The following is a 19473-nucleotide window of genomic DNA, read 5'->3' as shown; positions in this document are numbered from 1 at the left end:
AAAAGCCGTTCTTTTAAATAAGAACGGCTTTTTACATTAATGAACAAATTCCATTTTTTCTTCGATTTTATGAAATTTCTCATAAAATTCCTGCGCTGAAATCGGTTTGGAGAAATAGTATCCCTGCACTTCATCACATTTTTCTTTATGAAGAAGTTCTACTTGTTCAACTTCTTCTACACCTTCTGCTACGACGGATAGCTGCAAACTTTTGGCTAGTGTAATAATGGCTCTGACAATCGATACTTCCGTTGTATTAGGATCTAAATCTTTAATAAAAGACCGGTCAATTTTCAGCGTATGAATAGGCAGCTTCTGAATATAGCTGAATGAGGAATATCCTGAGCCAAAATCATCAATCGAAATAAATACTCCTGCATCTTTTAAAATTTGTAGCTTTTCGATTGTTTGCTCAACATGCTTCATCGTTACACTTTCCGTAATTTCAAGTTCTAAATATCGTGATTCTAACTCTACTTCACGCAAGACATCTAACACATAATCAACAAAATCAGTTGTACCAAAATCCACGCTTGATATGTTCACACTCATTTTTAAGGGAGGAAGTCCTTTCAGCTGCCAATACTTATTTTGATGGCACGCTTTTTTTAATACCCATTTCGTCAATCTAACAATAACGCCTGTTTCTTCAGCAATCGGAATAAATTCTGCGGGAGAAATAACGCCCAGCTCGGCGTGAGTCCACCGGATCAAAGCCTCCACTCCAACAATATGGCCACTTTGAATATTGACTTTCGGCTGATAGTGAAGCTCCATTTCGCCCAGCTCAAAAGCCTTTCGTAAACCATCTTCAATTCTCATTCGTCGCGTAGTATGAACCTGCATTTCTTTTTGATAAAACAGATAATGATTACGCCCTTGTTTTTTGACTTCGTACATCGCTAAATCAGCATGGCGAACTAGCACCTCAAGCGTTTTTCCATCTTTAGGAAATAAACTAACTCCGATGCTTACCCCTAAATAAACATCTCTCGATAGCACTACAAAAGGAGTGGATAAGCAGTCATTTAATGATTGACAGATTTTTCTCACTTCTTCATCCGTCCTATCATGCAGTAAAACTAAAAACTCATCTCCTCCAAAACGCGAAAGCACATCTTGGTTTCTTAGGCAGCTCTTCATTCGATCGACCACCTGAAGCATAAGCTGATCTCCAGCATGATGACCAAGCGTGTCATTTACCTGTTTGAAACGATCGAGGTCTAAAAATAAGAAATGAAGCTTTTTTCCTGAAGCAGCTGCTGAATCAATGGATTTCTCTACAATGTTTGAAAACATACTTCGATTTGGTAAATCTGTTAGCATATCGTGAAAAGCCATATATTGAAGCGATTCTTGAGCTTTTTTCTGCTCCGTTACATCTCTAGTTACTGTCTGAAAAAGCGTCTCTCCATTAATTTGAATGAGCGTAGATTTTACTTCTAAAAAGAGTTCCTTACCTAACGCATTAAACATTTTCAACTGAGCTAATGGAGGTCTTGGCTCATCTTTTCTATCTCTTACTGCCTTCAATCCTTTTTTAATATCAGGAACTTGTTCAGATGAAAAGAAATCATATAACGATTTCCCAACGAGCTGGTCTTCCGTTACTCCTAAAAGCTGAATCATAGCATCATTCACGGACACGACCTCTTCTTCTCGATGGACCATAATTGCCAATGGAGAGGAGTAAAACAAGTTTTCATAACGATTTTTTGCTTCAATCAACGTTTTTTCCGCTTCACGCTCTTGCGTCATATTGCGTATATACAGCATATACTCAACCGTCTCTTCAATCGCTACCGCCATCACCGTTATCTCAACCGTAACTTCTCTATTACTTATCAAAAGGGAGTGCTCAGTCCGTCCGTCTTGTAGAGAAGAAAATTTATAGAAGGGCAGCAGCTTAACAACATCACTCCCGATTACATCTGATGCTTTAAGAGAGAAAAGCGTTTCTGCTGCATAATTGAGCGATAAAACATGTCTTTTTTCATCAATCACCAAAATAGCATCCAGGGCAGATTCAAAAAAAGCCCATTTTAAAACTTCTTGTTTTTGTACGCGTCGATCCATAAAAATGGTTAAAAACACAGCCGTAAATAGGCAGACAACAAAAAAAATAATAACGGCGGATAAATATAGTGGATTTAAAGCAAAACCGTTTGATTGTTCAGGCATTCGCATTCCTGAAAAAGAAGCTGCCTGCATGCCCGTATAGTGCATACCAGCAATAGCAATGCCCATAATAGTAGAACAAATAAGCTTAGCAAAAACCGTAAGCTTCCCTTCATTTAGCTTTGAGTAAAAACCAAGCCACAAAGCTGTATTAGAAGCAGCAACAGCAATGAGAATAGAGAGAAAAACGACAAATGGATCATATGAAATCATAATGGGCTCCATTGCCATCATGCCGGAATAATGCATAAAAACAATTCCAGCTCCCATAAAGCTCCCCGCAATGGTGAGTGCCTTCATGCTTTTCTTTTGTTTGTGAATGAGGTAAAGGCCTATATAACATCCTGTTATCGCTCCCAAGATTGAGAGAAGAACAAACCATAAATTGTATGAAACATCTACGGGCAAGTGAAAAGCAAGCATGGCAATAAAATGCATGGACCAAATGCCTACTCCCAATGTAAATGCCCCGCTGATTAACCAAAACTGAATAAATTTTGCCCGGGAAATTTTCACACGATTAGCTAACCCAAAAGAAGCGTACGCCGCAGTAATAGCGATAAGGAAAGAAAGTGTAACGAGTAACTCATTGTACGTCCCTTCTAGTAAATGTGTATGATGATTCATTCATGACCTTCCTTCAATTCGTTCTTTTCTTTGTTATCGGTTAAGGCCTAAAAATATTTACTATTTCAAAAGAACTTCTGTTGGATTTACTTCTTACTTTTTGAGCGTCCTGACAATATCGCGCTCACTTTTTCTTTATTGACGGTGTATAAACACGTACAATCATCTGACTTATACGCCTCTTTTAATTGAAACGAGAATTTTTTTAAAAGCGTAATTGAATCTTTATTATTAGGATCGACTTTTGCTTCAATCTCCCGTATATGAAACTCTTCAAAAGCTTTTTCTAGCAAAAGGCAGAGCGCTTCTGTCATGAGGCCTTTTTTCCAAAAAGGTCTGCCTAAATCATACCCAATCTCTGCTTGCTTTTTATCATAATCAATACGGTTTAGACCGCAAGTTCCAATAATCTCATCGGAAGTCTTTAATCGAATAGCATAGCGTGTTGCTTTCCCTTCTTTCGTCAAACTTTGAAGAAGTGCAATCATGCTTTCCGCTTGATAAAGCGTCGTAAAGGGCTCAATATTCATATATCTCGTAACCTCTTCATCCGACCAATATGCAAAAACTTTAGAAGCATCTTTTTCTTGAAGAGGAGATAAATATACCCTCATCTATGTTCTCCCTCCTTTTGATGAATGATGGAGCAAGACATTTTCATCTGCGCCTCTTTCACATCTTAAAAAATCTCACATGGTGCACGGAACATGTGAGATTTGACATTTAACTATTTTTTGATTGTGCATCGCGCAGCTGCGTATATAAACGATTAATTGCTACAGTCATTGACTGTTCATAGGAATGATGATCATAATAAACCGCTATATTTTTTAACATTTCATACGTTTGATGATCAAGCTGCACCTCAAGCGTAATTTTTTCGTCAATTGTTGCTGTTTGCAAATGATGAGGCAAGTCCTCTTTTGTAGACACTTGCTCTGCAATATGAATTGCTTCTTCTACTGTTTCAATTCGGCCGTACTGATGCACCCATCTTCTGCCCATTTCAATCGTATCTTTTACAAACTGACGATTGGTAATGGTATCTTTAATATTAAATTGATGATCCGCCACATATACAGATTGATACAAGATTACACTGATCACTTCGTCTTTTAAATTTAATTTTCTCAGCTCATCAATTAAATCCGCTATATATTTAGGTAAAGGACTAAATGTCCCTCGCACTTCCTTAATTAAATCCATGGCAATGGATTCAGTTGAATTGCGTTTAAATGCTTTTATAATATCTATCATTACATGTTCGTTTGCCATACATACACCACCATTTATGAATCGAATAATTTCATGCTCCTTGCTAATTGGCATAGACATTCACTATTCGTTTAAAATATATACTATTATTCTATTATATAAAAAATATGAATAAGTTGGTATAGGATGAATGATTTATCATTATTTTTTCATAAAATTTTATGAAAAAGAACATGTTTATCTATTACTAGCACAAATCCAGCACTGCAAACAACGGTCTCGCCAAAATCTGAGAAGACAAGCATTTATTATTAGTACATGTGAGTTTTTCTTTGATGGAAGACATTAAATAAAAAGAGACCAAACTACCCCCGCTTATTGAAATGGTCAAAAGATTTTTAGATGTTAGATGACAGAAGGTATCCAATATCAGTAATCAATCTCCTTCCCTGTTCATTGTCACTTAGTCCATCTATCAAAACAACGGCATAATACGTTTCGTTACCTCGCATGAGAATAGCACTATCATGTTCCGCTCCCTGTAGTTCTCCAGTCTTATTCGCAGCTTGAAACGCTGATCCTATACGTGCTGGAAGCTTATGCCGAAACTGCTGCATTTCTAGCATTCTCATTATTTTTTCGCAACTAGATTTTCGCAAAAAGTTTCCTTCACATATTTCCTTTAGGCACTTTACTACGTCAGAGGCACACGTATAATTATCAATCCCTTGTTTAACAGCTGTTTCGTCCATCATATAGCGGTTTAAAACGGTTTTCTTTAATCCTAGATTTTTAGCACATTCGTTAATTTTTTCAAATCCTACTAAAGAAATGAGCTCATTTGTAGCTGTGTTGTCAGAAACCATTATCATAAGGGTAAGCAGCTCTTCCACTTTAATATGTGTTAACCGCGGAAGAGCTCTAAGTACACCTGCTCCGCCAACCGTATTTTTTTCCATTCTTTGAATGACAGATGTTAAAGCCAAGATGCCCTCATCAATTTGACGAAACGCCTCTATTGCAAGCAGCAGCTTGATTGTACTTGCTGCTCGTTGTTGGATAAAAGAATTAATCTGTATGGATTCTTTCCCTTCAATATGAATCCGTATAAGTCCATTATTACTCCGTTTCCATTTCGTAACTGCATCTTCTATTTTCACTCTTGCTTTTTCCATCATTTTGTCGCAGCTGTTTCAATATAGTTGGTACTCATTATCTTTTGATTGTATAAGTGACAGGCCACAAAATGATTTTCTTCAACTTCCTGCCACTCTGGTTTTTGAGTCTTACAGGCTGCTACTGCAAGAGGACAGCGTGTATTAAATACGCAGCCAGAGGGAGGGTTAATGGGGCTTGGCAATTCTCCTTTAAGAACAATCCGCTTCCGATTATCCTCAACGTCAGGATCAGGAATAGGAATAGCTGACAGTAGAGCTTGAGTGTATGGGTGAAGCGGTTTTTGATACAGCTCCGAACTTGTTGTTAATTCTACTAAATGCCCTAAATACATAACTCCAATACGATTGCTTATATGCTTTACCATCGACAAGTCATGTGCAATAAATAAATAAGTTAACCCTTTTTCTTTTTGGAGTTTTTTTAATAAATTAACTACTTGAGCCTGTACAGATACATCTAAAGCAGAAATAGGTTCGTCTGCAATAATGCATTCTGGATTTAACGCTAAAGCTCTCGCAATCCCTATGCGCTGGCGCTGCCCGCCGCTGAACTCATGAGGATAGCGGTTGGCATGATCACGATTTAGCCCCACATCTTCTAGCAGCTCATACACCCGGTTCAGCATTTCTTTTTTATTGGAATAAAGTCCGTGAACCTCCATTGGTTCTGAGATAATCTCCTTTACGGTAGAACGAGGATTCAGTGAAGCATATGGATCTTGAAAAATCATTTGCATATTACGATGAAAAGCAAATTTCTCTTTCTCTGATAGCTCATGCACGTTTTTCCCTTTATAAAGCACCTCTCCTGATGTACGGTTATACAATCCAATGATTGTTCGCCCGGCAGTGGATTTTCCGCAGCCGGATTCACCAACAAGTCCAAAGGTTTCTCCTTTTGAAATATAAAAAGACACGCCGTCTACTGCTTTCAAAACCTGCTTGTTCGTAATTGAAAAATATTTGCTCAGCTGCTTTACTTCTAACAAATGCTTCGCTGTCATAACTGCCACCTCCTAATAATAGCGCCGGGCTGCGCACAGCTCTTCTTCATAAAGCGTTCCTTTTAATTCAATCAGTTCGACGGTTTTACCCGTTTTAGGTGAATGAAGCATTTTTCCTCTGCCATAACAAATACCAACATGGTGGATAGACCCCTTCCCTTTTTCATAAGCGAAAAACAATAAATCTCCGGGTTGAATAGAGTCTAATCCTACTTCTTTGCCTTTCCTTGCTTGATCGGTGGCATCTCTTGGAATAAGATAGCCGTTTGCTTTATGAGTAGCATAGGCAAACCCGGAACAATCATATCCCCAAGCACTCATACCCCCCCATAAATATGGAAGATTCAAAAACTGTTCTCCTGCTGCAATAATCATATCTCCAGTTCCTTTTGTTGTTTTACGGTTTCTATCCTCTATTACAACAGCATCTTGACGTTTTATTCTCCCAGTGCCAACCGGTGTTTGAACCTCTAGCCATTCTTTATCTTCTTTTAAAAGAGGCAGCTGCGTTTGATAACTAATTTGCAAGGCTTCTTCCGCTAGCTGCAGTGTCGCAATCGCTGCTGATACCACTGCCGTTGGTTTATTTAATGGAGAATATTCAGCTTGGGAAATCAGTTGGTGGAAAGGAACCCACCCGGGATATCCTCTTTCATCTTTAGAAGAAAACTGAGAAGGAATAACGATTTTTGCCCATTTACCTTTCAGTTCCGTTACATATACTTCTTCTCCTAGTAACAGCTGCGTTTGAACTAAATTTTTCTCACAAAGCTCCAACCGACGTGTATACGTTAATTGCTCCAGCCATTTATCTAGTTGTACTGGGACACTTGTTGCATTGTCATCTATTTCTCTGCTAGAGTCATAGGAAGTCCAAACAGTCGCCACAGCTACACAAACGTAATACGCTTTTTTATCCATCACTTATTTCTCCTCCCTGCAGGTTTAACCTTCAGCGTTCGACTTTATCTTTTGGTAATGTAATACCGGATTCAAATTCCACCATTCGTTCATAAGTCGACATCGTGGCATAACTTCCAATTCCCACAGCTGTTTGAGGCGAGCAATGCCCGATGCGAAACCCTCTCATAACAGGCTTTTTTAAAGAAGTCAGGTAACTTGTTAATGCCTCTTCTAGTGAAAGCGACTCTGTACGTTTTTTAGGATAGCAGTTATGGAAATCTCCGATAAGAATTCCCGCTGCATCCTGCAGTTTATTGGCCATATACAGCTGTGTCATCATGCGGTCAATTTCATACGGCTCTTCGTCAATATCTTCAATAAATAAAATTTTATTTTTCGTATCTAGTTCAAATGGAGTGCCAAGCGTGCTCACGAGCAAAGTCAGATTTCCTCCTATCAGCTGACCAGTTGCTTCTCCTTCACAAATAGTGTCGAGCGGGCTAATTTGATCCGTATAGTAAAAAGAACGGTGAGAAAATAATTGATAAAAAGCTTGCTTCGTCTCTATATGAACATCTTCTTTTCCGATATCCGACGAAAGCATTGGCCCGTGAAAGGTAACCAAACCTGTGCGCTGATGAATAGCGGTATGTAAAAACGTAATATCGCTATATCCCCAAAAAATCTTTGGGTTTTGCTTAATTAAATTGTAGTTTAATTGCGAGGCAAGCCTAGCAGTCCCGTACCCTCCGCATGCACAGATAATTGCCTTTACTTCCTTATTGGCAAACATCGCATGTATATCGGCTGCTCGCTGTTCATCAGTCCCTGCCAAGTACCCGTTTTTTTTATATAAATGCGCACCCGTTACTACGTTTAATCCTATTTCCTTCAAATATTCTAGTCCTTTTTTTAGATTGTGCTGATTAGGCGGACTAGCAGGTGCAATAACAGCTACTGTATCACCTTTTTTTAATCGTTTTGGTTTGATCATTTGCTACACTCCTTTTGTGTAAAGAAATGAAGAAAGTGAAACTTGGGTCAGAAGGGAATTGAAATCCCCTCTGACGAAAAGTTCCACTTTACTGTTTATCTGCCCACTTCAAATCTAAATAGCCAACAGGATGACGAACAATTCCAGATACGTTATCTTTTATTAAAAACACATAGTTGTAGAAATGAATAGGAATGATCGGCATCTCATCAAATAAAATACCTTCTGCTTTATACATAAGCTCAAAACGTTTTTTATTATCAGTTTCATTCATAGCTTGTTTAATTAACTTATCATATTCTTTATTGCTCCAAGCTGTACGGTTCATTGAATGACCCGTCTGGAAGCTCTCTAAAAAGTTGATTGGATCTGCATAATCAGCTAAAAACGAACTTCGTGACAGCTGAAACTTTAACGCTTTTTGTTCTTCTTGGAAAACATTCCATTCCATATTGGCAAGCTTCACATCTACACCTAGATTTTCTTTGAACATTTGCTGAAGTGCTTCTGCTATTTTTTTATGTGTATCGTCTGTACTGTATGTTAGCGTAATAGCTGGCAGCTTTTTATATCCTTCTTCTTTCATTCCTTTTTTCAGAAGTGCTTTTGCTTCTTTGCCATCTGTTTTTAGTAAGTCGCCGCCTGTTTTACGGAAATCCTTTCCATCTGCATCTTTAAATCCGTATGATACAAACCCGCGAGCTGGTTTTTCTTTATTTTTTGTAACAAAATTAACAATTTGATCTTGATCTACAGCCATTGCGAATGCTTTACGGATATTTTTGTTTTGAAAGGGCTCTTTATCTAAGTTAAAGCGATAGAAGTAAGTTCCCGCTTGGTCTTCGATATGAACATCTCCATCTTTCAACAGCTTTTCACTTAAATCCGATGGAATTTCAGAAACATCTAGTTCTCCATTTTGATACATTTGGTATTCTGTGTTTGTATTTTCAACAATTGCCCATTTTACCTTATCGAGCTTTACATTTTTAGCATCCCAGTACTGATCGTTTCTTTCCATTACTAGATTACTGTTATGCTTCCATTGAGTTAATTTGAAAGGACCATTAGCAACAAACGAATCTGCTTCTGCAAACCATTTCGGATTTTTTGTTGCTATTTTTTCATTAATTGGAAAAAACGCTGGATTGGAAACTACGCTTAAGAAATAGGCTTGCGGACTTTTAAGCGTAACTTCAAAAGTTTTGTCATCTAGCGCTTTGACTCCTACTTGATCAGCACTGCCTTTACCCGTATTAAATTCTTCTCCACCTTGAATGAAATAGCCTAAAAACGCCGCTGGAGAACCAGTCTTAGGATCTAACAGCCTCTTCCATGCAAACACAAAATCACTTGCTTTTACGTCATCTCCATTTGACCATTTAGCATCTTTTCGCAAATGAAATGTATAGACTTTTTTATCGTCAGAAATATCCCATTTCTCGGCCATTGCTCCTTCAGGCTCATCGCTTTTTCCTAAACGAGTCAGCCCCTCCATTAAGTTATTAAGCATATTCCATGAATATGAATCAAACCCAATAGGCGGATCAAAAGACGTAGGTTCTGCGCCATTATTCATATAAAGGACCTTACCGTCTTCTTTTGCTGTACTGCTTTTCTTTTCTGGCTCCGCGCCTGAATCTTTTGTGGCCGTACAGGCAGCAAGTGCAAATATAAGTACACACATCATTAGTAAAGACCCTATTTTTTTCATCATTTTCCCCTCTTTCATAAGTTCGCTATTCATCTATAAATCTAGCTTATAGTTGTTACAAATTTTTGGGCTCTCTCATCTTGAAGCCAGCAGTGCACTTGGTGACTTTCTTTCAGCTTTGTCGACGTAGGATACATGCGATCACACACTTCCATTACGTAAGGACAGCGAGGTGCGAACGAACATCCAGATGGAGGTGCAAATAAATCGGGAGGTGAGCCTGCAATAGGCACAAGCTCACTTTCGTATAGATCTAACCGAGGAACTGAACGCAGCAATCCTTTTGTATACGGATGCTGCGGCGTATAAAAGATGTCTCTTCTTGTTCCAATTTCTACAATCTTTCCTGCATACATTACGGCAACACGGTCAGCTACCTGAGCAACTACACCTAAATCATGGGTAATTAAAACAATGGAGACATCCGTTTTCTGCTGAATATCCTTAAATAATTCTAAAATCTGCGCCTGTATCGTGACGTCAAGGGCTGTGGTAGGTTCATCAGCAATTAGCACTTCGGGGTTGCATACAAGGGCCATTGCAATGACAATACGCTGTCTCATTCCCCCGCTAAATTCATGAGGATATTGCTTTAGGCGTTCTTTAGGATTTGGAATTCCGACTAGCTCCAGCATTTCAAATGCTTTTTCTTTGGCTTTTTCTTTTGAAATGTTTTCATGTTGCATAATATTTTCTGCAATTTGCTCACCTACGCGAAGAGTTGGATTAAGCGCAGTCATAGGATCCTGAAAAATCATCGAAATATCAGCGCCTCGAATGTCTCGCATTTTCTTTTCTGATAGTTTTGTTAAATCCTGGTCTTTAAATAAAATAGAGCCGCTTGTGATCCTGCCCGGAGGTGTTGGAATTAACCTCATGATACTTTGAGATGTTACGCTTTTTCCGCAACCTGACTCTCCTACAATCGCTAGGGTTTCTCCTTTATGTAAATCAAAACTAACGCCTCTTACAGCTTGAACTTGCCCTCCGTAAGTTGAAAACTGTACGTGTAAGTTTTTGATTCGGATTATTTTTTCCATTTGCTTACCTCCTTAATTTCGGATCAAGTGCATCTTGCAGTCCGTCTCCAAGGACATTAAAAGCAAACATGGTAAGAGAAATAAAAAACGCGGGAAAAAACAAACGCCACCAATAGCCTGATAGAATCGTTGATAAACCATCGTTTGCCATTACTCCCCAGCTCGCATAAGGAGCCTGTACACCCAGCCCTAAAAAGCTTAAAAAAGCTTCAGCAAAAATGGCAGTTGGTACGGTTAGTGTCATTTGAACGATAATCGGTCCCATCGTATTTGGAAGCAGGTTTCGCTTAATGATACGGCTTGTTTTTGTTCCAAACGTTTTGGATGCAAGCACGTATTCATAGTTTTTTATTTGCAATACTTGCCCCCGTACAATTCTCGCCATCCCGATCCAACCTGTAACGGAAAGTGCCACAATAATCGTAGAAAGCCCGGGTCCCATGACTACCATTAGTAAAATTACCACTAATAAATAAGGAAGACCGTATAAAATTTCAATTACGCGCATCATGACATTATCTGTTTTTCCTCCTTTATAGCCTGAGAAGCCCCCGTAAATGACACCGATGATAAAATCAATAAGCGCTGCCATCAGCCCTACAAATAAAGAGATTCTAGCCCCGTACCATGTCCGAGTGTACATATCTCTGCCTAAGTCATCCGTTCCAAACCAATGACTAGCTGAAGGAGGAAGGTTTTGCTCTGTAAAAGAGGCTTTCGTTACGCTGTAGGGTGAAAACATAGGACCGAATATAGCCATCATAACGAGGATGACTAAAAAAAAGAGACCCAGCATGGCCAACTTGTTTTTTACAAGCCTGCGCCATGCATCATGCCAATAAGAAAGACTCGGCCTTACAACTGCTTCGGCTTCAGATTTCTTTTTTTTCTTTGGCGTAAACCACTCATCAGGAATTTGCTTATACTCCTGTTTTTCCAGCACGTTATCCCTCCTTCTTATACAGTTTGATTCGTGGATCAAGTATTCCGTAAGCAATGTCTACTAAAAAAAGCATAATGATGAGAATCGAACTGTAAAAGACCGTAGTGCCCATAATTACGGGGTAGTCTCTCGTATTAATACTGTCCACAAAATATTTCCCCATGCCAGGAATAGCAAAGACTTGTTCAATAACAAATGTGCCAGTTAATACGCTGGCTGCAATCGTTCCAAGAACTGTTATAACAGGCATTAAAGCATTTCTAAGCGCGTGTTTAAATACAATTTTCATTGGCGAAAGCCCTTTTGCACGCGCTGTTCGAATATAATCTTGAGTCAGTACTTCTATCATGCTTGAGCGAGTCAAACGTGCAATAATAGCCATAGGACCTGTGGCAAGAGCTAGAGTCGGAAGAATCATATGTAAAGGGCTCGTCCACGTAGCAGCGGGTAAAATTTTAAAATTAACAGAAAGCTGTTGAATTAACAACGTGGCCATAACAAAATTTGGAATCGACAATCCGATAACTGCTATGCTCATCGCAATGTAATCAATTATTCCGTTTCTTCTAAGAGCAGCGATAATGCCTAGTGTAATACCGGAAATCACCGCAAGAATTAACGTCACCATTCCAAGTTCAAATGACACGGGAAACCCTCTTCCTAAAAGGTCGTTAACCGTTTGAGACGGCTGTTTAATAGAAGGACCAAAGTCAAAGGTAACAATGGATTTCAAATAAAGAACATATTGCACAACTAGCGGCTCATCTAAGTGATAAAATGATTCCAGGTTTTTTTGAACTGCATCGCTTGTCGCTCGTTCTTCATTAAATGGAGATCCAGGAATCGAATGCATTAAAAAGAAGGTTAAGGTCACAATTACCCACAGCGTAACAAGCATGGATAAAAATCGCTTTAAAATATAACTTTTCACCTTTATCCCACCTTCTAACAGAATGTTGTGCGCGTAGCTAATTCAGTCATAACAAGCATGGCCTGATAAGCTTCTAAAATATCTTTTGCTTGAAACCGAACGGTCGTCGTTTCAGGTTCAATTTCTGTGCCCGGCATTAAATGCGCCCACTCTGCTTGACCATAATTTGCAAATTCTATTCGTAAGGTTGGGTGTTTAGGTGGAATTAAAGGTTTAACAAGGTGTTTGTGCTGAATAGCTGCGGCTGTTTTTTCTTGAAGTAATTGTTCTGCTTTCTTAGGGGTTAATGTTTTGGCTGCAGAACGTGAAATGGCCTGTTTGACGATAGCAGTCGTCACGTTTGGAATAAGCTGCTGTGCTTCCAGCGCCGTTTGGTCATCACCAGCTACCATTAAAACTGGCACGCCGTAATAGCCTGCGACGTATGCGTTGAAGCCTAACTCTCCAATATTCATATCGTCTATGTACATATTGCGAGCACCAAATATCATTGAATGAGACATGACACCAGGCATGGATGCTTTAGCATGATACCCTAGAAATATAGCACCATCAAAAGTCTGATCTAATCCCTGTACCATTGAATATGGTTTTACGCTTCCTGAAATAAGCTGAGTTTCTGGATGAAGCCGTTCAACAAGGAGATTATTCATACTCGAATGACTGTCATTTACCACAACTTCTGAGCACTTTTCTCTAAACCCTGCATAAATGACTGCATTCGCTTCATCCGTCATTATTTTGCGGCTTCTTTCATAATTCTCTTTCTCTCGCAGAACATTTGTGTGATCGACGAGTCCCGTAATTCCTTCCATATCAACCGACAGGTATAGTTTCATTTGTCTTATCCCTCCCCCTTCCTTGACTGTTAGTCAGTTCATTATAAATTATTCTTATGTTTATAATTTATAATTGTAAGAAAATTATAAATTATCTTTCTTCTTTTTACAACAATATATTGAATCTTTTGACATTTTACTCGTCATCCTTTTAACAAGATATCGCTTACAAATTGGAAATCCCATGGTAAAATAATAGAGCAACCTGTTGGTTCATTCAGCCGCTCGTCGGCATTAATTGAGGTGTTAAGAATGTTTCGAGTTTCCATTGCTTCGCTACAATGGTTTTTATTTATGATTTCTAATAGTATGATTGTTCCTATTGTAATTGCTTCTCAGTTTCATTTAAACGCAGCAGATTCTATTCAATTTTTACAGCGAACGTTATTTATTTTGGCTTTATCCGGGCTCTTGCAGGTATTTATAGGGCATAAATACCCAATCATGGAAGGGCCAGCTGGCGTTTGGTGGGGCGTCTTTTCTCTGTATGCGAGTCTTGGAACCGTTCTGTTTGGTTCTCACTCCGAAACGCTTCGCGTGCTGCAGTTCACCCTTCTTATAAGCGGGATAATTGCTATTTTAATGAGCCTGTTTGGTCTCATTGATAAACTAGCAAAATACTTTACTCCAACGGTTACCGGTACATATTTAATTTTATTAGTGACGCAGCTCAGCGGTTCCTTTTTAAAAGGAATGTTTGGCATTACAGAAACGAATTCAGCTATTAAACTTCCAATTGCGCTGACTTCAGCTGCGATTTTGCTGCTGACTTTTTATTTATTATCACACCGGACGTTAAATAAACTCAGCATTATTATTAGTATTGGTGTAGGCTGGGGAGTATTTGCAATGTTAGGGTTAGCTAAACCTATCGAATTTCAGGCGCAGTTATTTTACATACCTAAAGTGTTTGTATTCGGAGCTCCTCGCGTTGAATGGAATATGGTTGTTACTGCTTTTTTTGTAACACTCATTTTAATTACAAACATGCTCGCTTCTATTCGTGTTGTTGAGTCTGTTTATAAACACAAAGGAGAAAAAATTGAAAAAGACAATATTAAACGTTCCGGGATGGTTTCGGGTATAAGCCAGCTGCTTGGAGGATTGTTTTCAGGTGTCGGTGCCGTTCCTATTTCAGGTTCCGGTGGATTTATTTCAGCTACAAATATTTATAGCCGAGTTCCTTTTATTGTAGCATCGTGTCTTTTGCTTTTTCTGAGTATCTTTACCCCTTTAACATCCATTATGTCCGCTCTTCCTCCTGCCGTCGGATACGCGGCAATCTTTCCTGTTTTTACAGGTATGATGGCTCTTGGAATTGGAGAATTCAAGCATGCCAAACAGCCCGAAAAAGCAATGAAAAAAGCAGGTATTGCGCTGCTGTCGGGGATAGGGGTTATGTTTTTGCCTTCTCAAGCTTTTTCAACACTTCCTCCTTTAGTTACTACGTTTTTAAGCAATGGATTAGTTCTTGGTACCATTATCATTCTTGCACTGGAAATTTTCGAATCACTTTCGTTGAAAAGACAAGATGCAAAAGAGGGATAAAAAAAAGAAGCTGAAACTCAGCTTCTTTTTTTACCTTTTTACCGTTAATCCTTTTAGTTCATCGTCTTCCATAGCCATTTCATAAAATTCTCCCGTTTCATCGTGCGCTAAAACATAATCCAACTCTTCCTGAGCAGAGGCAGTTTTTCCAAGAACAGCTAGGTAGCATGCCAAGTTATAGCGAGTAAAAAGATCTTCGTCTCCACTTTCTACTCTGGTTATCATAAGCGAAGCTGCTGCTTCTGTTTCACCTTCTAAATGATACGCGATACCTAAATCGGTATACATTCCTTCATACTCTTGATGCTGTTCAATTGCTTTTTGAAGAAGCTGAACAGTTTCATGATAACGTTCCGTTTTATTATACAGTTTTGCTAGTCCTGCATATATGTCAGGCTGATAAATCTCCTGCTGAAGTAATTCTTGAAAAGCAGCCTCTGATTTTTCTACCTCTTCAAGGTTACTCAAAATAAATGCTCGGTATATCTGCAAATCTATATGATTTGGCTGCTGTTTGAGAAGTTTTTGAACTAAGTTTAGCGCTTCATGTGCAGCCTGTTCATTTTCTTGGATATTAACGAGTATATTGGCTAAATGATAGGCAACATCAAAATCCCAGCTTTGATGCAGCGATTTTTTCAGCACGGTGATGCTATCTTCAATCAACCCTTTCTCTTCGTAAAAAGCCGCAAATGCATGCACAGCCTCTTTATTATTTCGATCCGTTTTTATGGCAAGTTCATACAATTCAATCGTTAAGCCAAGCAGCGTAACCGTTTTTGCTTTTGCTTTGAATTTTGCTAAGCTTCGTTTGAAGATAGATCCTTGCTGCTCTTCTACGACCGAATCGGCATACTCATTTAAAGCCTCGGCTGCGTTTTTAAATAACAAACTTTTGCTTTGTTTTTCCATTTTTATCTTTTTTAAATCTGCCGTAAGCCCGGACAGTTTTTTTCCATTTGGAAAGCTAGACATGAATGTTTGAAATAGAGCGTAATCTTCCGGATCCTCACTTAGCAACTCTGTAAGAACTTTTCTAGCTTCTTCATATCTCTGTTCCATGATGAGCCATTTTGCCTGATGATGGCGAATAGCAGGATTCTGTGGATCTAGTTCAAGAGCCTTCTCTAGATACGCTTCAGCCTGTGAAATGTCTCCTTTTAGACGATACACATGAGCCTGGCTGTCAGCGAGCCATTGAGGTAGCACAATTTCCTCTACGCTCTTTAATACCTCTAACAGCTCTTCATACTCTTTCTCTGTTTCACAAAGTGAAGCTACGTGCTCAACGTTTACTTCCATAGGATTCAGCTGTATCCATTGAAGCAGCCAATTTCTTTCAGCCGTTCGATTTTGTTCTTCACAAGCCATTTCGGCAAGCTTCATACAAGCGGCTTCAAATGTTTTATCAAGAGTTAAGCACTTTTGGAAGGCCTCTTTTGCTTCAGTGATGCGATTCATTGATTGATATATTTCACCTAACCGATAATATGGCAAAGCATCTTGCTTGATACGAAGCGCTTGATGATAAAGCTTCTCACTTTTTGTTAGCTGCTTGACCTGTTCGTATAATATGCCTAAATAGCACATGTACAAAATCTCATTAGGGTGCTCTTGATGTTCTGCAGTTAAAAACTTAATTCCACGAGTCAATAACGCCGTGTCTTCTAAATAACCCGTATATGCTTCTAACACTTCATCTAACGCTGTTTGAGCAAAATGAATTCCTTCTTCATAAAGAGCAAATCCAAACTCTAACGTTTGATTGTCTAGCTCCTTTTGTTTTGCTGCATCTAAAAGCATGCTGCCTGCATCCAACATGACGTCGCTGTTCGATGAAAACTTCTGCGCAATAAGCGTGAGCGTATCAACGGCCGTTAAATGTTCACCTGTTTCTAAATACGCATAAGATAACCCCAAATACATAAGGGCATCTTCCTCTATTTTTAAGCCTTCTTTATACAGAGCAATAGCTTCTTCGTACCTTTGATTCGCGACGTATAAATCGCCTAGTCTTCCTCGAATTGTCATGTCGCCCGGTAGATGCTTCATGCCTTCTTTGAGATAGCTTTCAGCTTCGTCCGTTTTTTCTAGTTGATATTGTAGCAAATCAGCTATCGAAAGATATGGATAAGGAACAGTCGGCAAAAGCTGTTTAGCTACTTGAAACCCCCGGTAAGCTTTACGAAACTTTTTTAAATGTTCATCACAACGGGCTCTTTCAAACCAGCTGTGCGCATCTTTTGGGTTTTCCTTTAATAACGCGTCGAAAAGATTTCTGGCTTCTGCGTATCTTTCTTTCTCCATTAAAATAAGTCCGTGATTGATTTGTGTATAAGATTCATCACTATACATATTTAAGGAAATAGTCGAGCATTCAAAAGCCTTTTCGAGGTTTCCCTGGTACATGTATGCAAGTGCTAGATAGCTCCAGTTCAAATGCTGCTCTACGTCTAATTGCAGCGAGCTGCGCAGTGCTTCAACAGCCTCATCATATTTCTCTTCATCCAGCGCAATTCTTCCTTTAAGATAGTGATAAAAAGAGCTATGCTTTTTGTTATCTATGTGGTGTAACAAGGAAGATGCTCCCTTACTGTCGTCAAGTTTAAAAAAGGCATATGCGGCGTGAAGCTTAAGATAATCATGATTGCTATATTTCTCTAACACATGATTAATACACGTACGAATATAGGCTTCATGCTCTTTTCTGTACAAATGCTTCATACTGTAAATAGTGGAAAATGGAACATGCTCATTTGCTTTTAATAAAGAAACGAGATCGTTAATGTGGGCCTCTTCATCCGCTTCAACTAGTTCGATTAAGTCATACAGCTGACGGATAAACTCATCTTGCTCTTTAGAAAGTGAAGCGAGATCCGCTGCCGCTTTAGAAGCAACAATTGATAAAAACCCCGAATTAGCGTAATGCTGATCAAAATTTTTATATTCTACATATGTTGGACTTAGAAAATTAGCATCTTGTACATGGAAAATTTCAAGTTCATCATCGTAGCCAAATACAACTTGAACGTGGGAAGCTTGTTCAAATTCCAGACTGACCAAAATAGGCAGCCCTTTGTCTAATAGTTCTTTAAACTGTTCAACTGTGCCTGTGAAAAACATCGCTGCAAAGCCAAGAGATTCAAAGTAGCTCACCGCAGTTGATAATTTGGATCCTAAGCCGCCGTAAATACGCGTTCCAATCTCATCCTGTGTTTTTTCGGTATGTAAAAGCCTTAACATCATACTCATACTGGCTGGCACGCAATAATTATCTTTTTGAACGATGGGTACAATCGGAAGCTTGATTGTACTGAATTTATCGTCTGTATGCTTTCCGATTAATTTTTGATAAGGTGAATCTTTTAAACATCGCTTGGTCGAGAGCAGATGCATAAGCTGAGATTGCTGCTGCTGTTCAAAATAAATGTCGGCGCGCAGCAGCGTAAAAAAATCTTGATAATCGTGATAGGGTAACTTTGAGTCGATAAATTCAATCGTTTCAAGCAAGAGAGAATACTCTTTTAAATCTTTTAATCGCATGACTTTATCCATATATAAAGACGGAAGCTGTGGATAGCGAACAATAGCCTCGTTAATTGTTTCAAGCGCTTGTTCATGCTTCCCTTCGTACGCATATAAGTCCGCTAGCATTGCATAGCAAAAATCTCCATTCTCCTTATATGCCGTTCCTTCTTTTAAGCAGGCTTCAGCTTTCATTCTGTCGTTGAGCTGCAAATAAAAATAGCCCCATCTGTCAGCCATACCCTTTTGGTTATGTGACGTTACTTGTTTCATCCACTTAGAAGCTTCATCCACTTGTTTCATTTCTAAAAGAATTCTTACCTTTAAAAAATAGATTTTCTCAAGCTGTTCCTTTTTAACTGATTCCGTATCCAGCTGAGAAATTAATAAAGAAAGTCTATCATCAGCGTCAAGTATCTTGCCTTCGCGCAGGAGATCATCGCAATAAAGAGTCACCATTCGAATCGAGCCAAATCGACGATAGCCATATGTCGTTAACATTCGGCTTAAACGATTTAATAAAGCCTCATCACAAAAGCGGATAAGCTCGTACAGCTCTTCTTCTGTTTGTAAGTGTGTCAACCATTCTTTCACAATCCCCGCAAGGCTCTTTGGTTGAAGGCTTTGTACTTCTTCTGTTATATACGCTACAAGATCAAATATTTGATAATGATCCACCATGCTTTTTAATTTCTGATAATTTATACTCAATTCAAAACCACCTTATTCAATAAAATAAGAACTATTACATCTGCTGTCTATAAATTGAAGTATAAGAAATTTCAAGGATTTTTTCTAGACACAATATAAATTTAAGCATATTGACGGGTCTTT

The 19473-nt window shown here is 38.8% G+C and carries 14 protein-coding genes; 1 reads left to right on the top strand and 13 read right to left on the bottom strand.

Annotated elements, in window-relative coordinates:
• Positions 1-36 precede the first annotated feature (36 nt).
• From NST66_RS06040 to NST66_RS05985, 12 genes are all read right to left on the bottom strand, one after another.
• A complete protein-coding gene (locus NST66_RS06040; RefSeq protein WP_182029448.1) occupies positions 37-2805 on the bottom strand; it encodes an EAL domain-containing protein in 2769 nt (922 codons plus the stop codon).
• A gap of 86 nt (positions 2806-2891) precedes the next feature.
• Positions 2892-3419 carry a GNAT family N-acetyltransferase gene (locus NST66_RS06035; RefSeq protein WP_034266572.1) on the bottom strand — a complete coding sequence of 176 codons (528 nt, stop codon included), beginning with the start codon at positions 3417-3419 and terminating at the stop codon, positions 2892-2894.
• Positions 3420-3528: 109 nt separating this feature from the next.
• On the bottom strand, positions 3529-4080 hold the full coding sequence (locus NST66_RS06030; protein ID WP_013056190.1) for a hypothetical protein: 552 nt from the start codon (positions 4078-4080) through the stop codon (positions 3529-3531).
• Positions 4081-4418: 338 nt separating this feature from the next.
• Entirely contained in the window at positions 4419-5195 is a 777-nt protein-coding gene (locus tag NST66_RS06025; protein WP_260506360.1) for a serine hydrolase, read from the bottom strand.
• The gene (locus NST66_RS06020) at positions 5195-6202 is read right to left on the bottom strand and encodes an ABC transporter ATP-binding protein (RefSeq protein ID WP_028414018.1); all 1008 of its coding nucleotides are present in this window, start codon (positions 6200-6202) and stop codon (positions 5195-5197) included. The genes NST66_RS06025 and NST66_RS06020 overlap by 1 nt, the downstream gene beginning before the upstream one ends.
• Positions 6203-6214: 12 nt before the next feature.
• Positions 6215-7123, bottom strand: a complete 909-nt coding sequence (locus NST66_RS06015; protein ID WP_340843203.1) for a C40 family peptidase — start codon at positions 7121-7123, stop codon at positions 6215-6217.
• A 31-nt stretch (positions 7124-7154) separates the two neighbouring features.
• The gene (locus tag NST66_RS06010) at positions 7155-8099 is read right to left on the bottom strand and encodes a S66 peptidase family protein (RefSeq protein ID WP_034266565.1); all 945 of its coding nucleotides are present in this window, start codon (positions 8097-8099) and stop codon (positions 7155-7157) included.
• 88 nt (positions 8100-8187) lie between these two features.
• Entirely contained in the window at positions 8188-9831 is a 1644-nt protein-coding gene (locus NST66_RS06005) for a peptide ABC transporter substrate-binding protein (protein WP_182029472.1), read from the bottom strand.
• A gap of 23 nt (positions 9832-9854) precedes the next feature.
• A complete protein-coding gene (locus NST66_RS06000; protein ID WP_028414022.1) occupies positions 9855-10853 on the bottom strand; it encodes an ABC transporter ATP-binding protein in 999 nt (332 codons plus the stop codon).
• Between the two features lie 4 nt (positions 10854-10857).
• On the bottom strand, positions 10858-11814 hold the full coding sequence (locus NST66_RS05995; RefSeq protein WP_340843756.1) for an ABC transporter permease: 957 nt from the start codon (positions 11812-11814) through the stop codon (positions 10858-10860).
• Complete coding sequence (locus NST66_RS05990) at positions 11798-12727, bottom strand: ABC transporter permease (protein WP_080963405.1); 930 nt, start codon at positions 12725-12727, stop codon at positions 11798-11800. The genes NST66_RS05995 and NST66_RS05990 overlap by 17 nt, the downstream gene beginning before the upstream one ends.
• Positions 12728-12741: 14 nt before the next feature.
• Positions 12742-13566 (bottom strand): M55 family metallopeptidase, encoded by an 825-nt coding sequence (locus NST66_RS05985; protein ID WP_049163694.1) that lies wholly within the window; start codon positions 13564-13566, stop codon positions 12742-12744.
• A 252-nt stretch (positions 13567-13818) separates the two neighbouring features.
• Here NST66_RS05985 and NST66_RS05980 point away from each other — a divergent pair, with 252 nt between their 5' ends.
• Positions 13819-15114 (top strand): purine/pyrimidine permease, encoded by a 1296-nt coding sequence (locus NST66_RS05980; protein WP_034266563.1) that lies wholly within the window; start codon positions 13819-13821, stop codon positions 15112-15114.
• Positions 15115-15144: 30 nt separating this feature from the next.
• Here the strand turns inward: NST66_RS05980 and NST66_RS05975 are convergent, their stop codons facing one another.
• Positions 15145-19350 (bottom strand): tetratricopeptide repeat protein, encoded by a 4206-nt coding sequence (locus tag NST66_RS05975; RefSeq protein WP_340843202.1) that lies wholly within the window; start codon positions 19348-19350, stop codon positions 15145-15147.
• Positions 19351-19473: the final 123 nt, after the last annotated feature.

It is taken from the genome of Priestia sp. FSL W8-0524 (genome assembly GCF_038005965.1).
GTDB classification, from domain to species: Bacteria; Bacillota; Bacilli; order Bacillales; family Bacillaceae_H; genus Priestia; species Priestia zanthoxyli.
The sequence above is the reverse complement of the archived record's forward strand: the minus strand, read 5'-3'. Positions and strand labels throughout refer to the sequence as shown.

Bases quoted from the DNA above. Each gene is read 5' to 3' on its own strand.
- NST66_RS06030 (WP_013056190.1), bottom strand. From the start codon at position 4,080: ATGGCAAACGAACATGTAATGATAGATATTATAAAAGCATTTAAACGC.
- NST66_RS06040 (WP_182029448.1), bottom strand. From the start codon at position 2,805: ATGAATCATCATACACATTTACTAGAAGGGACGTACAATGAGTTACTC.
- NST66_RS06025 (WP_260506360.1), bottom strand. From the start codon at position 5,195: ATGGAAAAAGCAAGAGTGAAAATAGAAGATGCAGTTACGAAATGGAAA.
- NST66_RS06000 (WP_028414022.1), bottom strand. From the start codon at position 10,853: ATGGAAAAAATAATCCGAATCAAAAACTTACACGTACAGTTTTCAACT.
- NST66_RS06035 (WP_034266572.1), bottom strand. From the start codon at position 3,419: ATGAGGGTATATTTATCTCCTCTTCAAGAAAAAGATGCTTCTAAAGTT.
- NST66_RS06020 (WP_028414018.1), bottom strand. From the start codon at position 6,202: ATGACAGCGAAGCATTTGTTAGAAGTAAAGCAGCTGAGCAAATATTTT.
- NST66_RS06005 (WP_182029472.1), bottom strand. From the start codon at position 9,831: ATGAAAGAGGGGAAAATGATGAAAAAAATAGGGTCTTTACTAATGATG.
- NST66_RS05985 (WP_049163694.1), bottom strand. From the start codon at position 13,566: ATGAAACTATACCTGTCGGTTGATATGGAAGGAATTACGGGACTCGTC.
- NST66_RS06015 (WP_340843203.1), bottom strand. From the start codon at position 7,123: ATGGATAAAAAAGCGTATTACGTTTGTGTAGCTGTGGCGACTGTTTGG.
- NST66_RS06010 (WP_034266565.1), bottom strand. From the start codon at position 8,099: ATGATCAAACCAAAACGATTAAAAAAAGGTGATACAGTAGCTGTTATT.
- NST66_RS05980 (WP_034266563.1), top strand. From the start codon at position 13,819: ATGTTTCGAGTTTCCATTGCTTCGCTACAATGGTTTTTATTTATGATT.